Origin of the sequence: Virgibacillus proomii (assembly GCF_018916875.1) — a bacterium.
Classification (GTDB): Bacteria; Bacillota; Bacilli; order Bacillales; family Amphibacillaceae; genus Virgibacillus; species Virgibacillus proomii_B.
Genome location: NZ_JAHLNO010000028.1, coordinates 18,232 through 35,241, shown reverse-complemented (window position 1 = coordinate 35,241; position 17,010 = coordinate 18,232). Strand labels below are relative to the sequence as shown.

The 17,010-nt window shown below is 37.8% G+C and carries 13 protein-coding genes; 3 read left to right on the top strand and 10 right to left on the bottom strand.

What is annotated here, in order from left to right; translation table 11 throughout:
* Nucleotides 1-498 precede the first annotated feature (498 nt).
* The 8 genes from rpoE to KQI21_RS14370 all read right to left on the bottom strand — a co-directional run bounded on the left by rpoE (nt 499) and on the right by KQI21_RS14370 (nt 9,380).
* Nucleotides 499-1,023 carry a DNA-directed RNA polymerase subunit delta gene (gene rpoE, locus KQI21_RS14405; RefSeq protein ID WP_216484931.1) on the bottom strand — a complete coding sequence of 175 codons (525 nt, stop codon included), beginning with the start codon at nt 1,021-1,023 and terminating at the stop codon, nt 499-501.
* Between the two features lie 641 nt (nt 1,024-1,664).
* Nucleotides 1,665-2,009, bottom strand: a complete 345-nt coding sequence (locus KQI21_RS14400) for a hypothetical protein (RefSeq protein ID WP_216484929.1) — start codon at nt 2,007-2,009, stop codon at nt 1,665-1,667.
* A gap of 39 nt (nt 2,010-2,048) precedes the next feature.
* Complete coding sequence (locus KQI21_RS14395) at nt 2,049-2,675, bottom strand: TetR/AcrR family transcriptional regulator (RefSeq protein ID WP_216484927.1); 627 nt, start codon at nt 2,673-2,675, stop codon at nt 2,049-2,051.
* Between the two features lie 43 nt (nt 2,676-2,718).
* The gene (locus KQI21_RS14390; protein WP_216484926.1) at nt 2,719-3,858 is read right to left on the bottom strand and encodes an acyl-CoA dehydrogenase; all 1,140 of its coding nucleotides are present in this window, start codon (nt 3,856-3,858) and stop codon (nt 2,719-2,721) included.
* A 40-nt stretch (nt 3,859-3,898) separates the two neighbouring features.
* Nucleotides 3,899-5,029 (bottom strand): acyl-CoA dehydrogenase, encoded by a 1,131-nt coding sequence (locus KQI21_RS14385; RefSeq protein ID WP_216484925.1) that lies wholly within the window; start codon nt 5,027-5,029, stop codon nt 3,899-3,901.
* 30 nt (nt 5,030-5,059) lie between these two features.
* On the bottom strand, nt 5,060-5,911 hold the full coding sequence (locus tag KQI21_RS14380) for a 3-hydroxybutyryl-CoA dehydrogenase (protein ID WP_216484923.1): 852 nt from the start codon (nt 5,909-5,911) through the stop codon (nt 5,060-5,062).
* A gap of 24 nt (nt 5,912-5,935) precedes the next feature.
* Complete coding sequence (mmgA, locus tag KQI21_RS14375; protein WP_216484921.1) at nt 5,936-7,120, bottom strand: acetyl-CoA C-acetyltransferase; 1,185 nt, start codon at nt 7,118-7,120, stop codon at nt 5,936-5,938.
* A gap of 157 nt (nt 7,121-7,277) precedes the next feature.
* Nucleotides 7,278-9,380, bottom strand: a complete 2,103-nt coding sequence (locus KQI21_RS14370; RefSeq protein WP_216484920.1) for a heterodisulfide reductase-related iron-sulfur binding cluster — start codon at nt 9,378-9,380, stop codon at nt 7,278-7,280.
* A 368-nt stretch (nt 9,381-9,748) separates the two neighbouring features.
* On the opposite strand from KQI21_RS14370, the gene pflB reads away from it, so the two are divergent.
* Both pflB and pflA read left to right on the top strand, forming a co-directional pair.
* Nucleotides 9,749-11,998, top strand: coding sequence for a formate C-acetyltransferase (gene pflB, locus KQI21_RS14365; protein ID WP_216484918.1), 2,250 nt, complete (start codon nt 9,749-9,751; stop codon nt 11,996-11,998).
* Nucleotides 11,999-12,099: 101 nt separating this feature from the next.
* Entirely contained in the window at nt 12,100-12,831 is a 732-nt protein-coding gene (gene pflA, locus KQI21_RS14360) for a pyruvate formate-lyase-activating protein (RefSeq protein WP_216484916.1), read from the top strand.
* 596 nt (nt 12,832-13,427) lie between these two features.
* On the opposite strand, the gene argS is transcribed toward pflA, so the two are convergent.
* Both argS and KQI21_RS14350 read right to left on the bottom strand, forming a co-directional pair.
* Nucleotides 13,428-15,092, bottom strand: coding sequence for an arginine--tRNA ligase (argS, locus tag KQI21_RS14355; RefSeq protein WP_216484915.1), 1,665 nt, complete (start codon nt 15,090-15,092; stop codon nt 13,428-13,430).
* Nucleotides 15,089-15,529 carry a YwiB family protein gene (locus KQI21_RS14350; RefSeq protein ID WP_216484913.1) on the bottom strand — a complete coding sequence of 147 codons (441 nt, stop codon included), beginning with the start codon at nt 15,527-15,529 and terminating at the stop codon, nt 15,089-15,091. The genes argS and KQI21_RS14350 overlap by 4 nt, the downstream gene beginning before the upstream one ends.
* A gap of 513 nt (nt 15,530-16,042) precedes the next feature.
* On the opposite strand from KQI21_RS14350, the gene KQI21_RS14345 reads away from it, so the two are divergent.
* Complete coding sequence (locus KQI21_RS14345; RefSeq protein ID WP_216484912.1) at nt 16,043-16,990, top strand: L-lactate dehydrogenase; 948 nt, start codon at nt 16,043-16,045, stop codon at nt 16,988-16,990.
* Nucleotides 16,991-17,010 lie beyond the last annotated feature (20 nt).

The window sequence follows — 17,010 nt, the reverse complement described above, 5'->3', positions numbered from 1 at the left end:
ATTTTCCAGATAAAGAAATCCCAAGTAAATTTTCGTTAGTATTGAATTGATTTTGTCAGCTTTTCATTCTTACACTGTCCAATTAACATAAGCTAACATACTTTTTCTCCAATGTTTAGGATGCACTAAGAATTTTAATCGTGATAAAGTGAAACTTCATTTAGTAGGAGTTTTCTTCCATCTCCTACTGAATGTTAATACCTTAATGGTATGACCTAAAGGCCCTTAACGAATCGGGCATTTAGGTGCCGTTTTCTCCCACTTAGACTCTTTTGTATCAACTCAGGTCTTGAAGTGGGAGTCTTACGGCACCTTACATGCGGAATAAAAATTATCTGTTGTCTTTAATCATGCACAAGGTGACAATAAAAATAATAAAAGCGCCTCCCCAATTAGTTGGGGAAACGCTTTGATAATTAAATGAAAGAGCCCAAGTTAAATTGTACTGATCCCAAATAAAAAAGTCAAGACTCCAAGAACTGCCATCCACTCTAAAAATTAAATACTTCCTTTACTTTTTTCCGTATCATCTAAGTACTCTTCATCCACTAATTCTTCTTCTTCTATTTCTTCGTCATATTCCTCATCATAATCTTCATCGTAGGCTTCATCATAATCTTCTTCTTCGAAATCTTCTTCTTCGAAATCTTCATCAAAAATTTCAATTTCATCATCAACGATATCCAGTTCTTCTTCTACTTCCTCTTCAGACTTTTGCCTCGCCTTTTTCTTCCTTTTTGGAGTTACGTGGACTACTTCGTCCATTTGTTCAACAGGATACCAACGTTTCAGACCCCACATATTGTCTCCTGTTGTCAAAAATCTGCCATCTACATTTAGATCCGTATAAAATTGAGCAATTAGATCCTGTTTTTGTTGTTTAGTAAAACCTTTTAAATCTGCTACCTGTTCAAATATGTCCTTAAAATGAATAGCTTTCTTTTCTTCTAACATTAATAAGGTAGCTAATTCAATCATGGACATTTTTTGAATTTCTTCGTGGCTATATTTTTTTAAGCTCACGTTCATGCACTCCCTTTACTTATATTAATAACTTTGCTACTTAACTTTAATAAAGTGAATCTTCAATCAGTGGGGGTTTGCTTTTATCCCCCCACTGATTGTTAGAATGAACAGAATCGGGCATTTACTTGCAGTTGGGTCCTCCACTTATGCCTCCTAGGTTTCACCTCGTAGCATGAAAATGGAGATCTTACTGCAAGTTACATGCGGGGTAAAAGTTAAACTTCAATCTATGACTGATTCTTTCACACATGGAAGTAGCAGTTAAATCAATCTAGTATTGAGTGCCGCTACCCCCTCTTATTCACGATTTGTTGTTAAACTAACATTAGGTAAAAGTTTTAGGAACAGTTAGATACCGAATAAATTACATATATCTAACGTCTTTATACCAATAACCATACCATACATTATAAACAATTCTATAGGGTTTATGCTAGGGATAAAGCAGAAAAAAATAAAACCACAGTATCTTTAGAAAAACTTGGCTTGTCGCCAAGTCTTTATGGAGAAAGCTATAGTTTTTCTTATACTATAAACCATAAAGTTTTATACTTTCCTATAGTGGCAAAAAAGCTAGAAGCGCTTGGTGAGCGACCTACAAAACAGCATAACTCTGAAGCGTTAAAATGAAGCCTTATTCAAAGAATACTTTTCTCCTTGAAAAAGAAAAACACTTTTTCTGCGTGCGATGTGTCGCTGTCGTAGCTTTTCTTGCCCTTGAAAAGGAAAAACACTTTTTCTACGTGCGATGTGTCGCTGTCGTAGCTTTTCTTGTCCTTGAAAAAGAAAAACACTTTTTCTGCGTGCGATGTGTCGCTGTCGTAGCTTTTCTTGTCCTTGAAAAAGAAGAACGATTTTTCTACATGTAAAAAACCTTGTATGAACATATAATCATACAAGGCTCTAAAAGCTATATCAAAAGTCTCATTAATTATCTCTGTAGTAGGAATAACCCGTTTTAAAAGATAATTCAATACGTTCATTAAAACAATTTTTTGTTGCCTTGGTTCTTTATACTTTCTTTAAACGCTCTCATTATATCCCTTTATGGAATTCATTAAAAAATGGATTTGGTAATCTGTATATTCCTCAAGTGTGAATTGTTTTTGTAGCATCCATCTTCTAAATGCCCACATTTGTCCAATAATAAATATGTTATTAGCTAAAAGTTTACGTTTTCGAAGGGACAATGAATCAGGAAAAGAAGTCGCTATTAACCGCTCTAATATAGCTAACATATCCCATTCTTTTTTTAACACATATTCTTTACTTTCATTTTTTAATGATTTCACTTCCTGATACATGATTAGCACTTCTTCTTGCATTTCATCCATTAAATAAAAGTACGACCGAATTACATTCGTGAAATGCTCTACGGAAGAATTATTCAAATCTATTTGTGCTTCCAATCGCTTACGAACTTGAAGATAAATGGAATCACAAACAAGAAATAAAACATCTTCTTTTGTTCGTATATATTCATATAATGTTCCAATACTAAAACCGGCTGCTTTGGCAATTTCCCTAGTTGTAGTCCGATGAAACCCTTTATCTTTAAATAAGGTAATGGCTCCTCTTATGATTTGATTCCGACGCTTTTCAATTAAGGATTGATCTTTTATAGAAGAAAGAATTGAATCTTTCTGCATTCCATTACCTCCCTATTCGTTCAACTTTAATACTTTCCTTTACCTATTTCGTAAGCATCCTACCAATAACTAGACGTTGAATTTCATTTGTTCCTTCATATATTTGGGTGATTTTCGCATCTCGCATATAACGTTCAACTGGATAATCTTTTGTATAGCCATAGCCGCCGAATATTTGGACGGCTTCTACAGTAATCCGCATTGCTGCGTCTCCTGCAAATAATTTTGACATGGCAGATGCTTTACCATAAGGTAATCCTTGCGACTCTAACCAGGCTGCTTGATAAGTTAATAAGCGTGCTGCTTCTACCTCTGTTGCCATATCTGCTAGCTTAAAGGATATCCCTTGATTAATTGCAATTGGTTTCCCAAATTGTTCCCTTTCTTTTGCATAGACAGTTGCTGCATCCAATGCTCCTTGAGCAATTCCAACCGCTTGTGCTGCAATTCCATTTCGACCGCCATCCAACGTAGCCATCGCAATTTTAAAGCCTTCTCCTTCTGCTCCTAACCGGTTCTCTTTTGGTATACGGCAATTCTCGAAAATAAGTTCAGTTGTTGGTGAAGAACGAATGCCTAGCTTTTTCTCTTTTTTACCGAAAGTAAAACCTTCTATACCCTTCTCTACTATAAATGCCGTAATTCCTTTATGTTGTTTATCGGCATCTGTTTTAGCAAATACAATATATATATCAGCAACTCCACCATTGGTAATCCATACTTTATTACCATTTAGTACATAATGGTCGCCTTCTTCCTTTGCTGTCATTGACATGGAAACAACATCACTTCCAGCCCCAGGCTCCGATAACGCATAAGCACCTAACGCTTCACCACTGGCCAGACGATACAAAAACGTTTTTTTCTGCTCTTCATTCCCATATTTATAAATCGGCCAGCTAGCCAAAGATACATGAGCCGATAAAGTAACCCCGGTAGATGCACAGACTCTTGATAATTCTTCTACGGCAATAACATAACTCATATAATCTGCACCAATGCCGCCATATGTTTCTGGCCATGGAATACCGGTTAACCCTAATCCCGCCATTTTATCAAATATTTCCCTATCAAATCGTTCTTGTTCATCACGTTCAGCAGCTGAAGGTTCTACTTCATTTTCCGCAAAATCCCGCACCATCTTTCGCAACATTTCTTGTTCATCAGTTAGTTGAAAGTTCATTCTCACTTGTCCTCCTTCATGTTTTTAACAGATGCTTTTGCTATTTTAATAGATGCTTTGCTATAACAATTCGTTGGATTTCATTGGAGCCCTCGTAAATTTCCGTAACTTTAGCATCACGAAACAATCGCTCAACAGGGTAATCTTTTGTATAACCATAGCCACCAAAAATTTGGACAGCTTCTATGGCATTTTTCATAGCTGTTCTTGATGAAAATAACTTTGCCATGGATACTTCTTTTCCAGCAGGAACTTCTTGTTCTACTAATAGAGCGGCTTGATAGACTAATAACTTTGCCGCTTCTGTACGGGTGGCCATATCTGCTAGTTTAAAGGAAATTCCTTGCTGGTTAGCAATTGACTTGCCAAATTGGATTCTCCCTTTAGCATATTCTGTCGCATATTCCAAAGCCGCTTCACTAATACCTAATGCCTGCGCCGCAATACCAATTCTGCCTATATTTAGATTATGTAACGCGATTTTAAAGCCCTGTCTCTCCTCACCTAACAGCTGTTTCTTATCAACTTTACAATTTTCAAAGATGAGTGAAACCGTATTTGATCCATGTAGCCCCATTTTTCTTTCTTTTTTTCCAATCGTAAGTCCTGGAGTATCCTTCTCAATAATAAACGCACTTATATCGCCTTTTTGCTCACCTGTTCGAGCAAAGGTTATATATGTATCTGCTTCGCCACCATTTGTAATAAATAGCTTAGAACCATTTAATATATAACCATTGCCTTCCTTTACCGCGGTTGTTTTAATACTTCCTGCATCAGAACCGGCGTTTGGCTCTGTCAAAGCAAAAGCACCAAGGTATTCTCCACTAGCAAGCTTTGGGAGGTAATGATTTTTTTGCTGTTCCGTACCAAAGTACAAAATAGGATTGGTTCCGACAGATGTATGTACCGATAAAACAACTCCTACTGTAGCACTTACTTTTGATATTTCATGAATGGTCTGAATATAGGAAGTATACCCCATCCCTGCACCACCGTAATGTTCAGGAATAGGGATACCCATTAAACCAAGTTTCCCCATTTGTTTAATGATTTCTCTTGGAAACCTGTCTTCTTCCTCCATCCGTGGTATGGCCTGAGCTATTTCTGTTTGCGCAAAATCCCTGACCATTTTTCGCAGCATTGCTTGTTCTTCTGTTTCATATAGCATCCGTTCCCCCCCTTAAGCATTCGTATAAAATTACGTATACGTATAAAAGCCTCGACCTGATTTTTTACCGAGCCAACCTGCTTTTACATATTGCCTGAGTAATGGACATGGGCGATATTTGCTGTCCGCAAACCCTTCATGTAATACTTCCATAATATAAAGACATGTGTCCAGACCAATAAAATCAGCTAAGGTTAGCGGTCCCATCGGATGGTTCATCCCTAATTTCAATGAAGTATCAATATCCTCAACCGTTGCAATTCCTTCATAAAGCGCATATATCGCTTCATTAATCATTGGCATCAAAATACGATTAGAAACAAACCCTGGAAAATCTTTTACTACAACTGGCGTTTTATTTAAAGCCTTTGCCATTTGGTCAATAGCCTGATAGGTTTGATCACTCGTCTGTAAACCACGAATAATTTCTACCAATTTCATCACAGGTACAGGATTCATGAAATGCATGCCAATTACTTGTTCTGGACGTTCCGTTGCTGCTGCGATCTCTGTAATTGGCAAGGATGATGTATTCGAAGCTAAAATAGCATGTGCCGGAGCAACACGATCCAGATGCTGAAAGATATCCGTTTTCACATCCATATTTTCAATAACAGCTTCAATTATTAAATCTGCTTTACTTCCTTCCCATAATGTATCTACTCCCTGAATTCTTGTAAGTGTCTCATTTTTCTCCTGCTCGGTGATTCGTTGTTTATCAACAGATCGTTGCAACAGCTTCTCAATAGTATTTATTCCCTTTTCTAATGCTTTTGCCTGATTATCATATAATCGAACTTGAAAACCAGCTTGAGCACAGACCTGAGCAATACCTGCCCCCATTTGTCCAGCGCCTATGACCATAACTTTCTCTATATTCATTTCGCCCATCCCCTAATAAATTTTCTATTTTGGTACTTCGATTAATATAGCGTCACCTTGGCCTCCCCCACTGCAAATTGCAGCAATACCAAGTCCACCGCCTCGTCTTCTTAGTTCATAGACTAAAGTTAGTAATATTCTTGCTCCGCTAGCTCCAATTGGATGACCTAATGCAACTGCCCCACCATTTACATTAATTTTTGCTTGATCAATCCCTGCGATCTTAGCACTTGCTAACGATACAGCGGCAAATGCTTCATTAATTTCAAATAAATCTATTTCATCTATAACATGACCTGTTTTTTCAAGTAATTTATTGATGACGAGCCCTGGAGTCTTTGGAAAATCTTCAGCAGGTACAGCTATTTCTGCATGCCCTTTAATCGTTGCGAGTGGAGTTTTTCCTAATTCGCTTGCTTTGTTACTTGACATTACCACAAGCGCACATGCTCCATCGTTTATGCCTGGTGCATTCCCTGCTGTAATCGTACCGTCCTTATTAAATACCGGTTTAAGCGCTGCAAGCTTTTCAATGCTTGTATCTTTTCTTGGTGCTTCGTCTCGATCTACAATAAGCGGAGATCCTTTTCGTTGTAGTACTTCAATGGCAACTATTTCTTCAGCAAACTTCCCTTCGTCTATTGCTTGAATTGCCCGTTGATGGCTACGGTATGCCCATTTATCCTGCTCTTCACGACTTATTTCATATTCATTTGCAGTAGCATTTCCATATGTCCCCATATGAACTCCTTGGAAAGAACAGGTTAGTCCATCATGTACCATCATATCAACTACTTTTTTGTCACCCATCCGATTTCCCCAGCGTGCATCTGGTAAAAAGTAAGGTGCATTACTCATGCTCTCCATACCGCCAGCTACAATAATTTCTTCTTCGCCAAGACGAATCAATTGATCAGCTAATGTCACGCTACGTAAGCCAGAAGCACAAACTTTATTTATCGTTTCTGTTTTTACACCCCATGGAATCCCAGCTTCTCTTGCAGCTTGTCGTGATGGGATTTGCCCTTGTCCACCTTGTAGCACATTTCCAATAATTACTTCATCTACATCATCTCCTGCTAGGTTTGCCCGCTTTAAAGCTTCGGCAATTGCCTTCCCTCCTAGTTCTGATGCTGTAAATGGCTGCAAGGCCCCACCAAATTTTCCAAATGGTGTTCTTGCACCAGCTACAATTACAGATTCTTTCATAAATTTTCCACTCCTTTTCTTGATTGAACGCTCGTTCAAAAATAACGATGAATTATGTACAAAAAGGAGGATTTTCCCCTTTTTGTACATATTTACATTTAGTTAGTAGAATAACACAATGCTTGCAAAAAACTGTTGATTGATCGTTTATATTAAACTATGCGCTTTTTTCTTTCTTTTCTGCAAATACAGACAGTGCCAATATCTCGGCTACGTCCATCGTGCTTATATCTTCTTCAACCTCTTTTGCTTTCGTACCATCACTAATCATTGTCAGGCAGTATGGACATGCACTTGATATCATATTCGGCTGAACTCTCAACGCCTGTTCGGTGCGTGCTACATTAATTCGATTTCCGGTTGTTTCCTCGGACCACATTAAGCCACCACCTGCGCCACAACACATGCCATTTTCTCTAGTACGATCCATCTCTACCAATTCCAATCCCGGAATCGCCTTAAGAATTTCTCGAGGTGGGTCATAAACCCCATTATACCTTCCTAAGTAGCAAGAGTCATGATAGGTAAGTCGTTGATTGATAGCCTTTTTAGGTTTTAACTTACCGCTCATTACTAAATCATATAACAATTGCGTATGGTGATAAACCTCTGCTTCAAAACCAAAATCTGGGTATTCATTTTTAAAAATGTTATATGCATGTGGATCAATCGTGATAATTTTTTTCACATCATTCTTCGTGAATTCTTTTATATTTTTCTCGGCAATTTCCTGAAATAAAAATTCATTTCCTATACGACGAGCTGTATCGCCCGAATTTGCCTCCTTATTCCCTAAGATGGCAAAGCTAACACCAGCTTGATTTAACAATTTTGCAAAAGCGAGAGCTATTTTTTGACTGCGGTTATCGTAAGCACCCATGGAACTGACCCAGAACAAATATTCAAAATCCTTGCCTTCTTTTTTTAACTCCTTCACAGTTGGAATATAAACGGAATCATCCTGTTCACGCCATTTAATTCGATCTTTTTTCGATAGCCCCCATGGATTACCTTGACGTTCAATATTCATTACCGCCCGCTGCACATCTTGGTCCATCTTCCCTTCTGTCATAACAAGATAACGGCGCATATCAATAATCGTACCTACATGTTCATTATTTACTGGACATGCATCCTCACAGTTTCGGCACGTCGTACAACCTGCCAGCTCTTCTTCTGTAATTACATCACCGATTAAACTGGCACTTTGTATCGTAGCTGCGGCTTCTTGTTTAGCACTTGCTTGGTTACCAGTTGTATTGGCAAATGCATAAGCAGGAACCCAAGGTGACTTTCCAGTAATCGCAGCCCCCTTTTCTGTTAAATGATCTCTTATCTTGATCATAATATCCATTGGCGAAAGCATTTTCCCCGTACCAGAAGCAGGACAGACATCTGTACATCTGCCACATTCCACACAGGCATAGAAGTCGATCATTTGATACTGTTCAAAATCTTCTACCTTGCCAACGCCAAAGGAAATATCCTCTTCGTTTTCCTCCTCATCTAGATCAAAATTTATTTTCTGTAACTTACCTGGAACTCGTTTACTTAGAAATACATTGATCGGTGCAGCAATCAAATGCGCATGCTTAGACTGTGGAACATAAATTAGGAAAACGAGAATGGTGATCGTATGAATCCACCACGCAACATAGAAAAGTACCATTGCTCCTGTTGGGGAAAGCCATGAAAAAGCCATAGCGATAACACTCGCAACTGGTTCCATCCACGTTGGTTCATGACCGTGCCATAATTGCACCATTCCGTTACCGAATAACACAGAAAGCATTAAGGTACCAATAAATAAGAGTACTAACCCTGCTTTAAATCCTCGCTTCAATCGAACAAGCTTTTCAATATAACGACGATAAAAAGCCCAGACAACTGCTACTAGAATCATTAATGTTACTAGTTCTTGAAAAAATACGAAGCCCGGATAAAGTGGACCAAATGGTAAATGAGCTTCTGGAGACAGCCCTTTAATAAACATATCAATGGCTCCAAATTGGACAAGAATAAAGCCATAAAACATCATAACATGAATGATCCCTGATTTTTTATCCTTTAATAATTTTGATTGACCAAAAACAATTTTCCCTATTCTTTTAAAGCGTTCTTTAAACTCCCGATCAAATTCAGACTTTCTCCCGAGTCGAATATAGGCAACACGCGTTGCTACTGCCCTAGCAAATAGGTATACGCCATAAATTGTAATCACCGTAAAAGCGATCGCATTAATAAGTAGAAATGTATCCAATTTGCCCGATCCCCCTTATCATGTCGTAATACATCTTATTATGTTTTCATCCTTTCTCCGTCCCCCGCTTGATAGCGATTGCATTATTCAGAAAAATGACTTCTTTTTAAATCTTATATATACTACTATAAATATGAATGATCATTCAGTCAACTGTTTTTCACTAACTATTTATGAAATCACAATGAAAGAAATGCCACCATCCAAGGTAGGCGCGAATTTTTGAAACAACTTCTGTATTGCCTTGTACTAAATCTTTAATAAAATGAAATGTCAAAAAAACATCACACGTGAACCCTTTCACAATTAGCGATTTTTCGATATAATAATAGTAGCTTCATTTATTCAATACCAAAGGAGGTAGTTTTATGACTACTACAACTACAGCATCCCCATGGAGAAGCTTCCTAACAGGGAAATGGGAACAAAATGTTGATGTTAGAGACTTTATTATACGAAATTTCACCTGTTACGAAGGTGATGAGGAGTTTTTAGCTGAGCCAACACAAAATACGCTGGATCTTTGGGATCTAGTCACTGAGCTTACGGCAAAAGAGCGTAAAGCAGGTGGCGTATTAGATATGGACACAAAAATTCCATCGACTATTACTTCACATGGTTCTGGTTATTTAGACAAAGATAAAGAGAAAATTGTTGGTGTACAGACAGATAAACCATTTAAACGTGCGCTAATGCCATTCGGTGGCATTCGTATGGCAAAAAACTCCTGCGAAGCATATGGTTATGAATTAGATAAAGAAACCGAGCATATTTTCACAGAGTACAGAAAAACCCATAACCAAGGTGTGTTTGATGCTTATACTCCGGAGATGAGAAGAGCAAGAAAAGCCGGAATCATTACTGGATTACCTGACGCTTATGGGCGTGGAAGAATCATAGGTGACTATCGAAGAGTTCCCCTTTATGGAGTAGACTTTCTAATCAAGCAAAAACAAGAAGAACTTGTGCAATTAGAAAATGATGGTATCATGACAGAAGATATTATTAGACAGCGTGAAGAACATGCAGAACAAATTAGAGCATTACATGAATTAAAAGAAATGGCAGTATCTTATGGATTTGACATTTCTAAACCAGCTACAAATGCGCAAGAAGCTATCCAATGGCTATATTTTGCTTATTTAGCTGCGATTAAAGAACAAAATGGTGCAGCAATGAGTCTAGGTCGTGTATCCACATTCTTGGATATTTATATTGAACGTGACCTAAAAGAAGGCACCTTAACTGAGCAAGAAGCACAAGAGTTGATTGATCATTTTATTATGAAATTACGACTAGTAAAATTTGCCCGTACTCCTGAATATAACGAATTATTCAGCGGAGATCCAACTTGGGTAACAGAATCAATCGGCGGAGTAAGCATAAATGGTGAACCACTGGTTACCAAAAACTCTTTCCGTTTCTTGCATACTTTAACAAACTTAGGACCTGCTCCTGAGCCAAACTTAACCATTCTATGGTCTACTAAATTACCAGAAAACTTTAAGAAATATTGTGCGAAAATGTCTATTGATACAAGCTCCATCCAGTACGAAAATGATGATATCATGAGAAAACACTACGGTGATGATTATGGTATTGCATGTTGTGTTAGTGCCATGGAAATTGGTAAGCAAATGCAATTCTTTGGAGCTCGTGCTAACCTAGCCAAAGCATTGTTATATGCAATCAACGGTGGGGTTGATGAAAAATCAAAAGCACAAGTATCACCAGCGCTTCGTCCAATTACTTCTGATGTCTTAGATTTCGATGAAGTTATGGAACGTTATGATCTTGTTTTAGATTGGTTAGCAAAATTATATATGAATACGTTAAATGTTATTCATTATATGCATGATAAATATGCGTATGAACGAATTGAAATGGCATTACATGATAAAGATGTCAAACGTACGATGGCAGGTGGAATTGCTGGATTAAGTGTTGTAGCTGATAGTCTAAGTGCAATTAAACATGCTAAAGTACATGTCATTCGTGATGAAGATGGACTAGCTGTAGACTTCCGAATTGAAGGTGACTATCCAAAATACGGAAACAACGATGATGCAGTTGATAGCTTAGCTGTGGATATCGTAAACAGATTTATGAATAAATTCCGTCAACATGAAACGTATCGAAATGCTATTCCAACATTATCCATTTTGACGATTACTTCAAACGTCGTTTACGGTAAGAAAACAGGTAATACACCAGACGGACGTCGTGCTGGAGAACCATTTGCACCAGGCGCAAACCCATTACATGGTCGCGACAAATCTGGAGCACTTGCATCTCTAAACAGCGTAGCTAAAATACCTTATGAAAATTCATTAGACGGTATCTCTAACACAACAAGCTTTGTTCCAAAAGCACTTGGAAAAACAATGGATGATCGCTCTAAAAACTTAGTATCCATCCTTGATGGTTATGCTAAAAAAGAAGGACATCACCTAAATATTAACGTATTTGACCGTGAAACACTTAAGGATGCTATGGAGCACCCTGAACAATATCCACAATTAACCATTCGTGTTAGTGGTTATGCTGTAAACTTTGTAAAATTAACAAGAGAACAACAGCTTGACGTTATAAACCGTACATTCCATGAAGGTTTGTAATCGAGTCATAGGTGTAGAAACCATAACATGTAAATTTTAAATATCATTTACCTGGAAGGGCAATTTTAACTGCCCTTCCATTAAGATAGGGGGCTTTACCAATGATCGGAAGAATTCACTCCATTGAAACATGCGGTACTGTGGATGGGCCTGGACTACGTTATGTGATTTTTTTACAAGGATGTCTACTGCGTTGCCAATTTTGCCACAATCCCGATACGTGGGATGTAAAAGGAGGCACGGAAAGAAGTGTAGAAGACATCGTAAAAGACTTGCAGGATTACCTTCCATATATAAAAGAGAGCGGAGGCATAACCGTAAGTGGTGGAGAGCCTTTATTACAAATCGACTTTCTGCTTGAACTGTTTAAAGAATGTAAAAAGCTAGGTATCCACACCGCTATCGATACATCTGCTGGATGTTTCCGTGAAAGCCCTACTTTTTTAAGGAAAGTTGATGAATTACTAAAAGTTACCGATCTAGTATTATTAGATTTAAAACATTTAGATTCGCGATTACACAAACAACTTACTGGTCTGCCTAATGAACACATTTTAAAATTCGCGGAATTATTAGCTGAAAAAGACGTCCCTGTTTGGATTCGTCGTGTACTTGTTCCCGGCAGAACGGACGATCCAGAAGAACTTGCCAAATTAAATGAATTTATTACTAGACTTGGCAATGTAAAAAAAGTAGAAGTTCTGCCATACCATACGATGGGTGTCTACAAATGGGAACAGTTAAATCTAGACTACCCGCTCGCTAACGTCAATCCGCCTTCCAAAGAAGAAGTAGAGCGAGCTGAACAAATACTATCAATTACGTCAAAATAAAGTGAGACTTTATTCAGTGGGCTGCTTGTCCTTGAAAAAGAAAGACACTTTTTCTGCGTGCAATGTATCGCTGTCGAAGTTTTTCCTGTCCCCGAACAATCGGGAAATTTAGGTGCCACTATCACCCGCTTCGACTTCTTTGTATTGTCTTCACTCTTGAAGCGCGAGTTTTACGGCAGCTTACATTCCGAGATAAAACGGTAAATGGGTGCCCTTACCACCCCCATCTCAGCCATCCGAGCAGATATAGCAGCCCATAATAGGGAGTCAATTAAAGAAGAGGCTGGGACATAAGCAAATACTAAATAGCAAAAACCGAACAATTCATTTATAATTGTTCGGTTTGTTTGTGTTAAAAAAATTCCTATCATCGCTACGTCAAACTATTTCACTTTCCGCGGGCACGGCCTCAGCTTCCTCGGAAAGCAAAGATCGCTTTCCTGCGGGATCTTCAGCTCGAGCTATTCCTGCAGGAGTCTACATATTTTGACTACGCCAAAAACTTGCGTATACACAAGGACGATTTATTGTTCGTTTTTTAATCAGCTGTTTTAGTTTTGTCCCAGCCTCTTTTTTGTAGTGGTGAAACCATCATTCTACATTTTTTCTGGTGCAGTAACACCAAGTACTCTTAAAGCATTAGCAAGCGTGATCTTGACCGCCTTCATTAAAAGAATACGGGCTTTTGTTAGCTCCTGATTCTCTATATCCAAAACCTTCACTGCATTATAAAAGCTATGCAGTAAACTCGCTAGATCAAAGACGTACTGTGTTATTTTATGTGGGGTTTGTTTTTCTGCAGCATCAGCGATGACTTGCGGAAACTTAGCTAGTTGCTTTAACAAGTCTGTTTCCTTTTCTGTAGTTAATACTGATACATCTACAGAATCATCAATCGTGAATCCCTTTGCCTCCGCTTGTTTTAACATCGTACAAATTCGCGCATGAGCATATTGTACATAAAACACTGGATTATCATTCGACTCAGAGCGCGCCAAATCCATGTCAAAATCAAGTTGTGAATCATTTGAACGCATAACAAAATAATAACGGACAGCATCTACGCCAACTTCCTCCATTAATTCACGCAGTGCAATAGCCTTACCTGTTCGTTTACTCATCCTTAGCTTTTCGCCATTCTCATATAGATTAACCATTTGAATAATCTTGACACTGAACTTGTCAACTGGATACCCTAATGCTTGAATAGCTGCACGCATACGAGGAATATATCCATGATGATCTGCTCCCCAAACATTAATAATTTGATCAAACCCGCGATCCAGCTTGTTTTTATGATACGCGATATCCGGGGTTAAATACGTATAGCTTCCATCCTGTTTAACTAAAACGCGATCCTTATCATCACCAAATTCAGTTGAACGAAACCAAGTAGCTCCGTCCTTCTCATATGTATATTTATCTAAAACCTGAAGCGCTTCGGGAATTTTTCCTTCTTTGTATAAGGACCTCTCCGAAAACCATGAATCAAAGGTCACCCGAAAGCTTTCTAGATCTTCTTTAATTTTTCCTAATTCATAATTTAATCCGTACTCTCTAAAAAAGGCCAGGCGCTCTTCTCGTTCGCTATGTACCCACTTATCGTCATACTCTTCACTTAATTTTTTACCAATCTGAATAATATCTTCACCGTAATATCCATCTTCAGGCATAGAAGCGTCTTGACCAAGCACTTGTAAATAACGTGCTTCCACAGAAAGTGCCAAATTATCTATTTGATTGCCTGCATCATTAATGTAATATTCTCGTTCTACTTGATAACCTGCTGCAGCCAACACATTACAAAGTACATCTCCAAATGCCGCTCCGCGTGCATGACCTAGGTGAAGATCCCCGGTTGGGTTAACAGATACAAATTCTACTTGTATGCGTTTATTTTGACCTGCCGTTGACTTTCCATATGCATCCCCTTCCTTTATAATTGTAGGGATAATAGAGCCAAGAAAGTCCTCTTTCATGAAAAAGTTAATAAATCCTGGTCCGGCAATTTCTACTTTCTCAATCGCAGCTTCTGTTTGATCAAGATGATTCACGATCTCATCAGCAATCAACCGAGGTGCTTTTTTCGCTATTCGAGCTAATTGCATGGCAATTGTAGTCGCAAAATCTCCATGATTTTTATCCTTTGGCTTTTCTAAAACAATTAGGGGTATTTGTTCTTCACTTGCAAGCTTTGCCTTTAATACGGCTTCCTTAATTTGCTGCTTTAACGCTTCTTCTGTCTGTGTTAAGACATTCATGCCTTGTCCTCCTTTTTTATGATTAAATCGATCTGCTGCCGCCTTGTATGTTGATCATTTAGCTTTATTTTGTAAGCGATATGGAGGCTCCCAACTTTTGCAGGCTGAATAGGCTCGTAAACAATCTTAGTCGTAAAAGTCTCCATATGTAAACTACCATAAGGATGCTTCACTATATTTTCTGTCTTCTTATTTAACAGAAATTGCTGGTTCATCTTTACATTTCCAGATCGTTTCAAATTGACCTTATTTGGCTGGATAGTGAGTAAGTTGCTTACGGTAGACATCTCTTCTCCAGCTTCTTCATACATAAGAACGTCTATATGACCTCTTCGATAAAAAGTACCACGCTGTTCTATATTATGATATTCCTTTTCCCCATTTTCTTCAATAGTTGTATAAAGTTTGATTATAACTGGTATTTGCTGCTTAACCATCGTAAACATTCCCTCCATTTTTATACAGATAACGGATGGAGTTAACCTTTTATATAATGACGTATACTTGTGTATTCTATTATATCTAAACCTATTTATCAAGCTGTACTATACAAGGATCTTTGCCACTAAAGTGACTTTCATTTTTCATTTTTCCAATCGACTGTTTTTGGGTAATGACAAACATTCGTTTCAAATAAACTTATACGAGCATTAGAAAATGGTAACGATATCAAATATAGCTTCTTTACGTAACAACTAAAAAATGTGGTTTTTTATTAGAAAAACTTGGCTTGTCGCCAAGTCTTTAGCGAAAGCTGTAGTTTTTCTTATACTATAAACCCTAAAATTTTATACTTTCCTATAGTATTAAAAATAGGGTTTCTTTTTTCTCATAGAGTAACAAATTCCATGAAGGTATTTTTTTTAAAACAGATGCTGAAGTACTTTCTTACATTTGGGAAAGCAAATACTTCAAATTTAACAGAACAAACATTGATGGAGGTCTTCTTAATGAATATTACACCAGGAAATAAAATTGTTCTTGTTGGCACAGGTGCAGTTGGATCAAGTTATGCTTATGCACTAATAAATCAAGGGTTAAGCAATGAACTTATCTTAGTAGATATCAATACGAAGAAAACGGAAGGAGAAGTAATGGACTTGAGTCATGGAGTTGTCTACGCTCCTAGTGTAATAAAAATTAAGCATGGAACCTATGAAGATTGTAACGATGCTGCATTAGTTGTTATCTGTGCCGGGGCTGCGCAAAAGCCGGGAGAAACAAGGCTAGACCTAGTTAATAAAAATGTAAAGATTTTTCAGTCCATGGTCACATCTATTATGAATGCTGGTTTTAACGGAATTTTTATTGTTGCTACCAATCCAGTCGATATTTTGTCCTACGCGACATGGAAATTTTCTAATTTGCCAAAAGAACGAATTATTGGTACCGGTACGATATTAGATTCAGCTCGATTTCGCTACTTATTAAGCCAAACATTTGCAACTGCCCCTACAAGTGTTCATGGTTACATTGTCGGAGAACATGGTGATTCACAACTCCCGGTTTGGAGTACAGCTAACATTTCAGGATCACTTATTGCAGAAAAACTATCCAAAGAACAAAAAACTGAAATTTCAGCCAAAGTTCGCAATGCAGCTTATGAAATTATTGGTTTAAAAGGAGCTACGTATTACGGCATTGGGATAGCATTAGCACGAATCACGAAGGCGATCTTAAATAATGAACAAGTTGTATTACCAGTAGGATCTTTATTAGAGGGAGAACATGGTTACGAGGATGTATTTATTGGCGTTCCCTCTATTATCGATCGAACCGGTGTTAAGCGCATCGCCGATTTTTCATTAGATCAAGATGAAAAGGAAAAATTCGCTAAATCAGTTGAAACATTAAAAGCAGTTCAGGCACGTATATTCCATAATTTACCTGATGAATAAACTCAATAGAAACTTAGATG

What these genes read in the sequence shown, in the direction of transcription:
- KQI21_RS14390 (WP_216484926.1), bottom strand. Translation starts at nt 3,858, where the DNA reads ATGAACTTTCAACTAACTGATGAACAAGAAATGTTGCGAAAGATGGTG.
- KQI21_RS14385 (WP_216484925.1), bottom strand. Translation starts at nt 5,029, where the DNA reads ATGCTATATGAAACAGAAGAACAAGCAATGCTGCGAAAAATGGTCAGG.
- KQI21_RS14395 (WP_216484927.1), bottom strand. Translation starts at nt 2,675, where the DNA reads ATGCAGAAAGATTCAATTCTTTCTTCTATAAAAGATCAATCCTTAATT.
- pflA (WP_216484916.1), top strand. Translation starts at nt 12,100, where the DNA reads ATGATCGGAAGAATTCACTCCATTGAAACATGCGGTACTGTGGATGGG.
- KQI21_RS14380 (WP_216484923.1), bottom strand. Translation starts at nt 5,911, where the DNA reads ATGAATATAGAGAAAGTTATGGTCATAGGCGCTGGACAAATGGGGGCA.
- pflB (WP_216484918.1), top strand. Translation starts at nt 9,749, where the DNA reads ATGACTACTACAACTACAGCATCCCCATGGAGAAGCTTCCTAACAGGG.
- KQI21_RS14400 (WP_216484929.1), bottom strand. Translation starts at nt 2,009, where the DNA reads ATGAACGTATTGAATTATCTTTTAAAACGGGTTATTCCTACTACAGAG.
- KQI21_RS14345 (WP_216484912.1), top strand. Translation starts at nt 16,043, where the DNA reads ATGAATATTACACCAGGAAATAAAATTGTTCTTGTTGGCACAGGTGCA.
- argS (WP_216484915.1), bottom strand. Translation starts at nt 15,092, where the DNA reads ATGAATGTCTTAACACAGACAGAAGAAGCGTTAAAGCAGCAAATTAAG.
- mmgA (WP_216484921.1), bottom strand. Translation starts at nt 7,120, where the DNA reads ATGAAAGAATCTGTAATTGTAGCTGGTGCAAGAACACCATTTGGAAAA.
- KQI21_RS14350 (WP_216484913.1), bottom strand. Translation starts at nt 15,529, where the DNA reads ATGGTTAAGCAGCAAATACCAGTTATAATCAAACTTTATACAACTATT.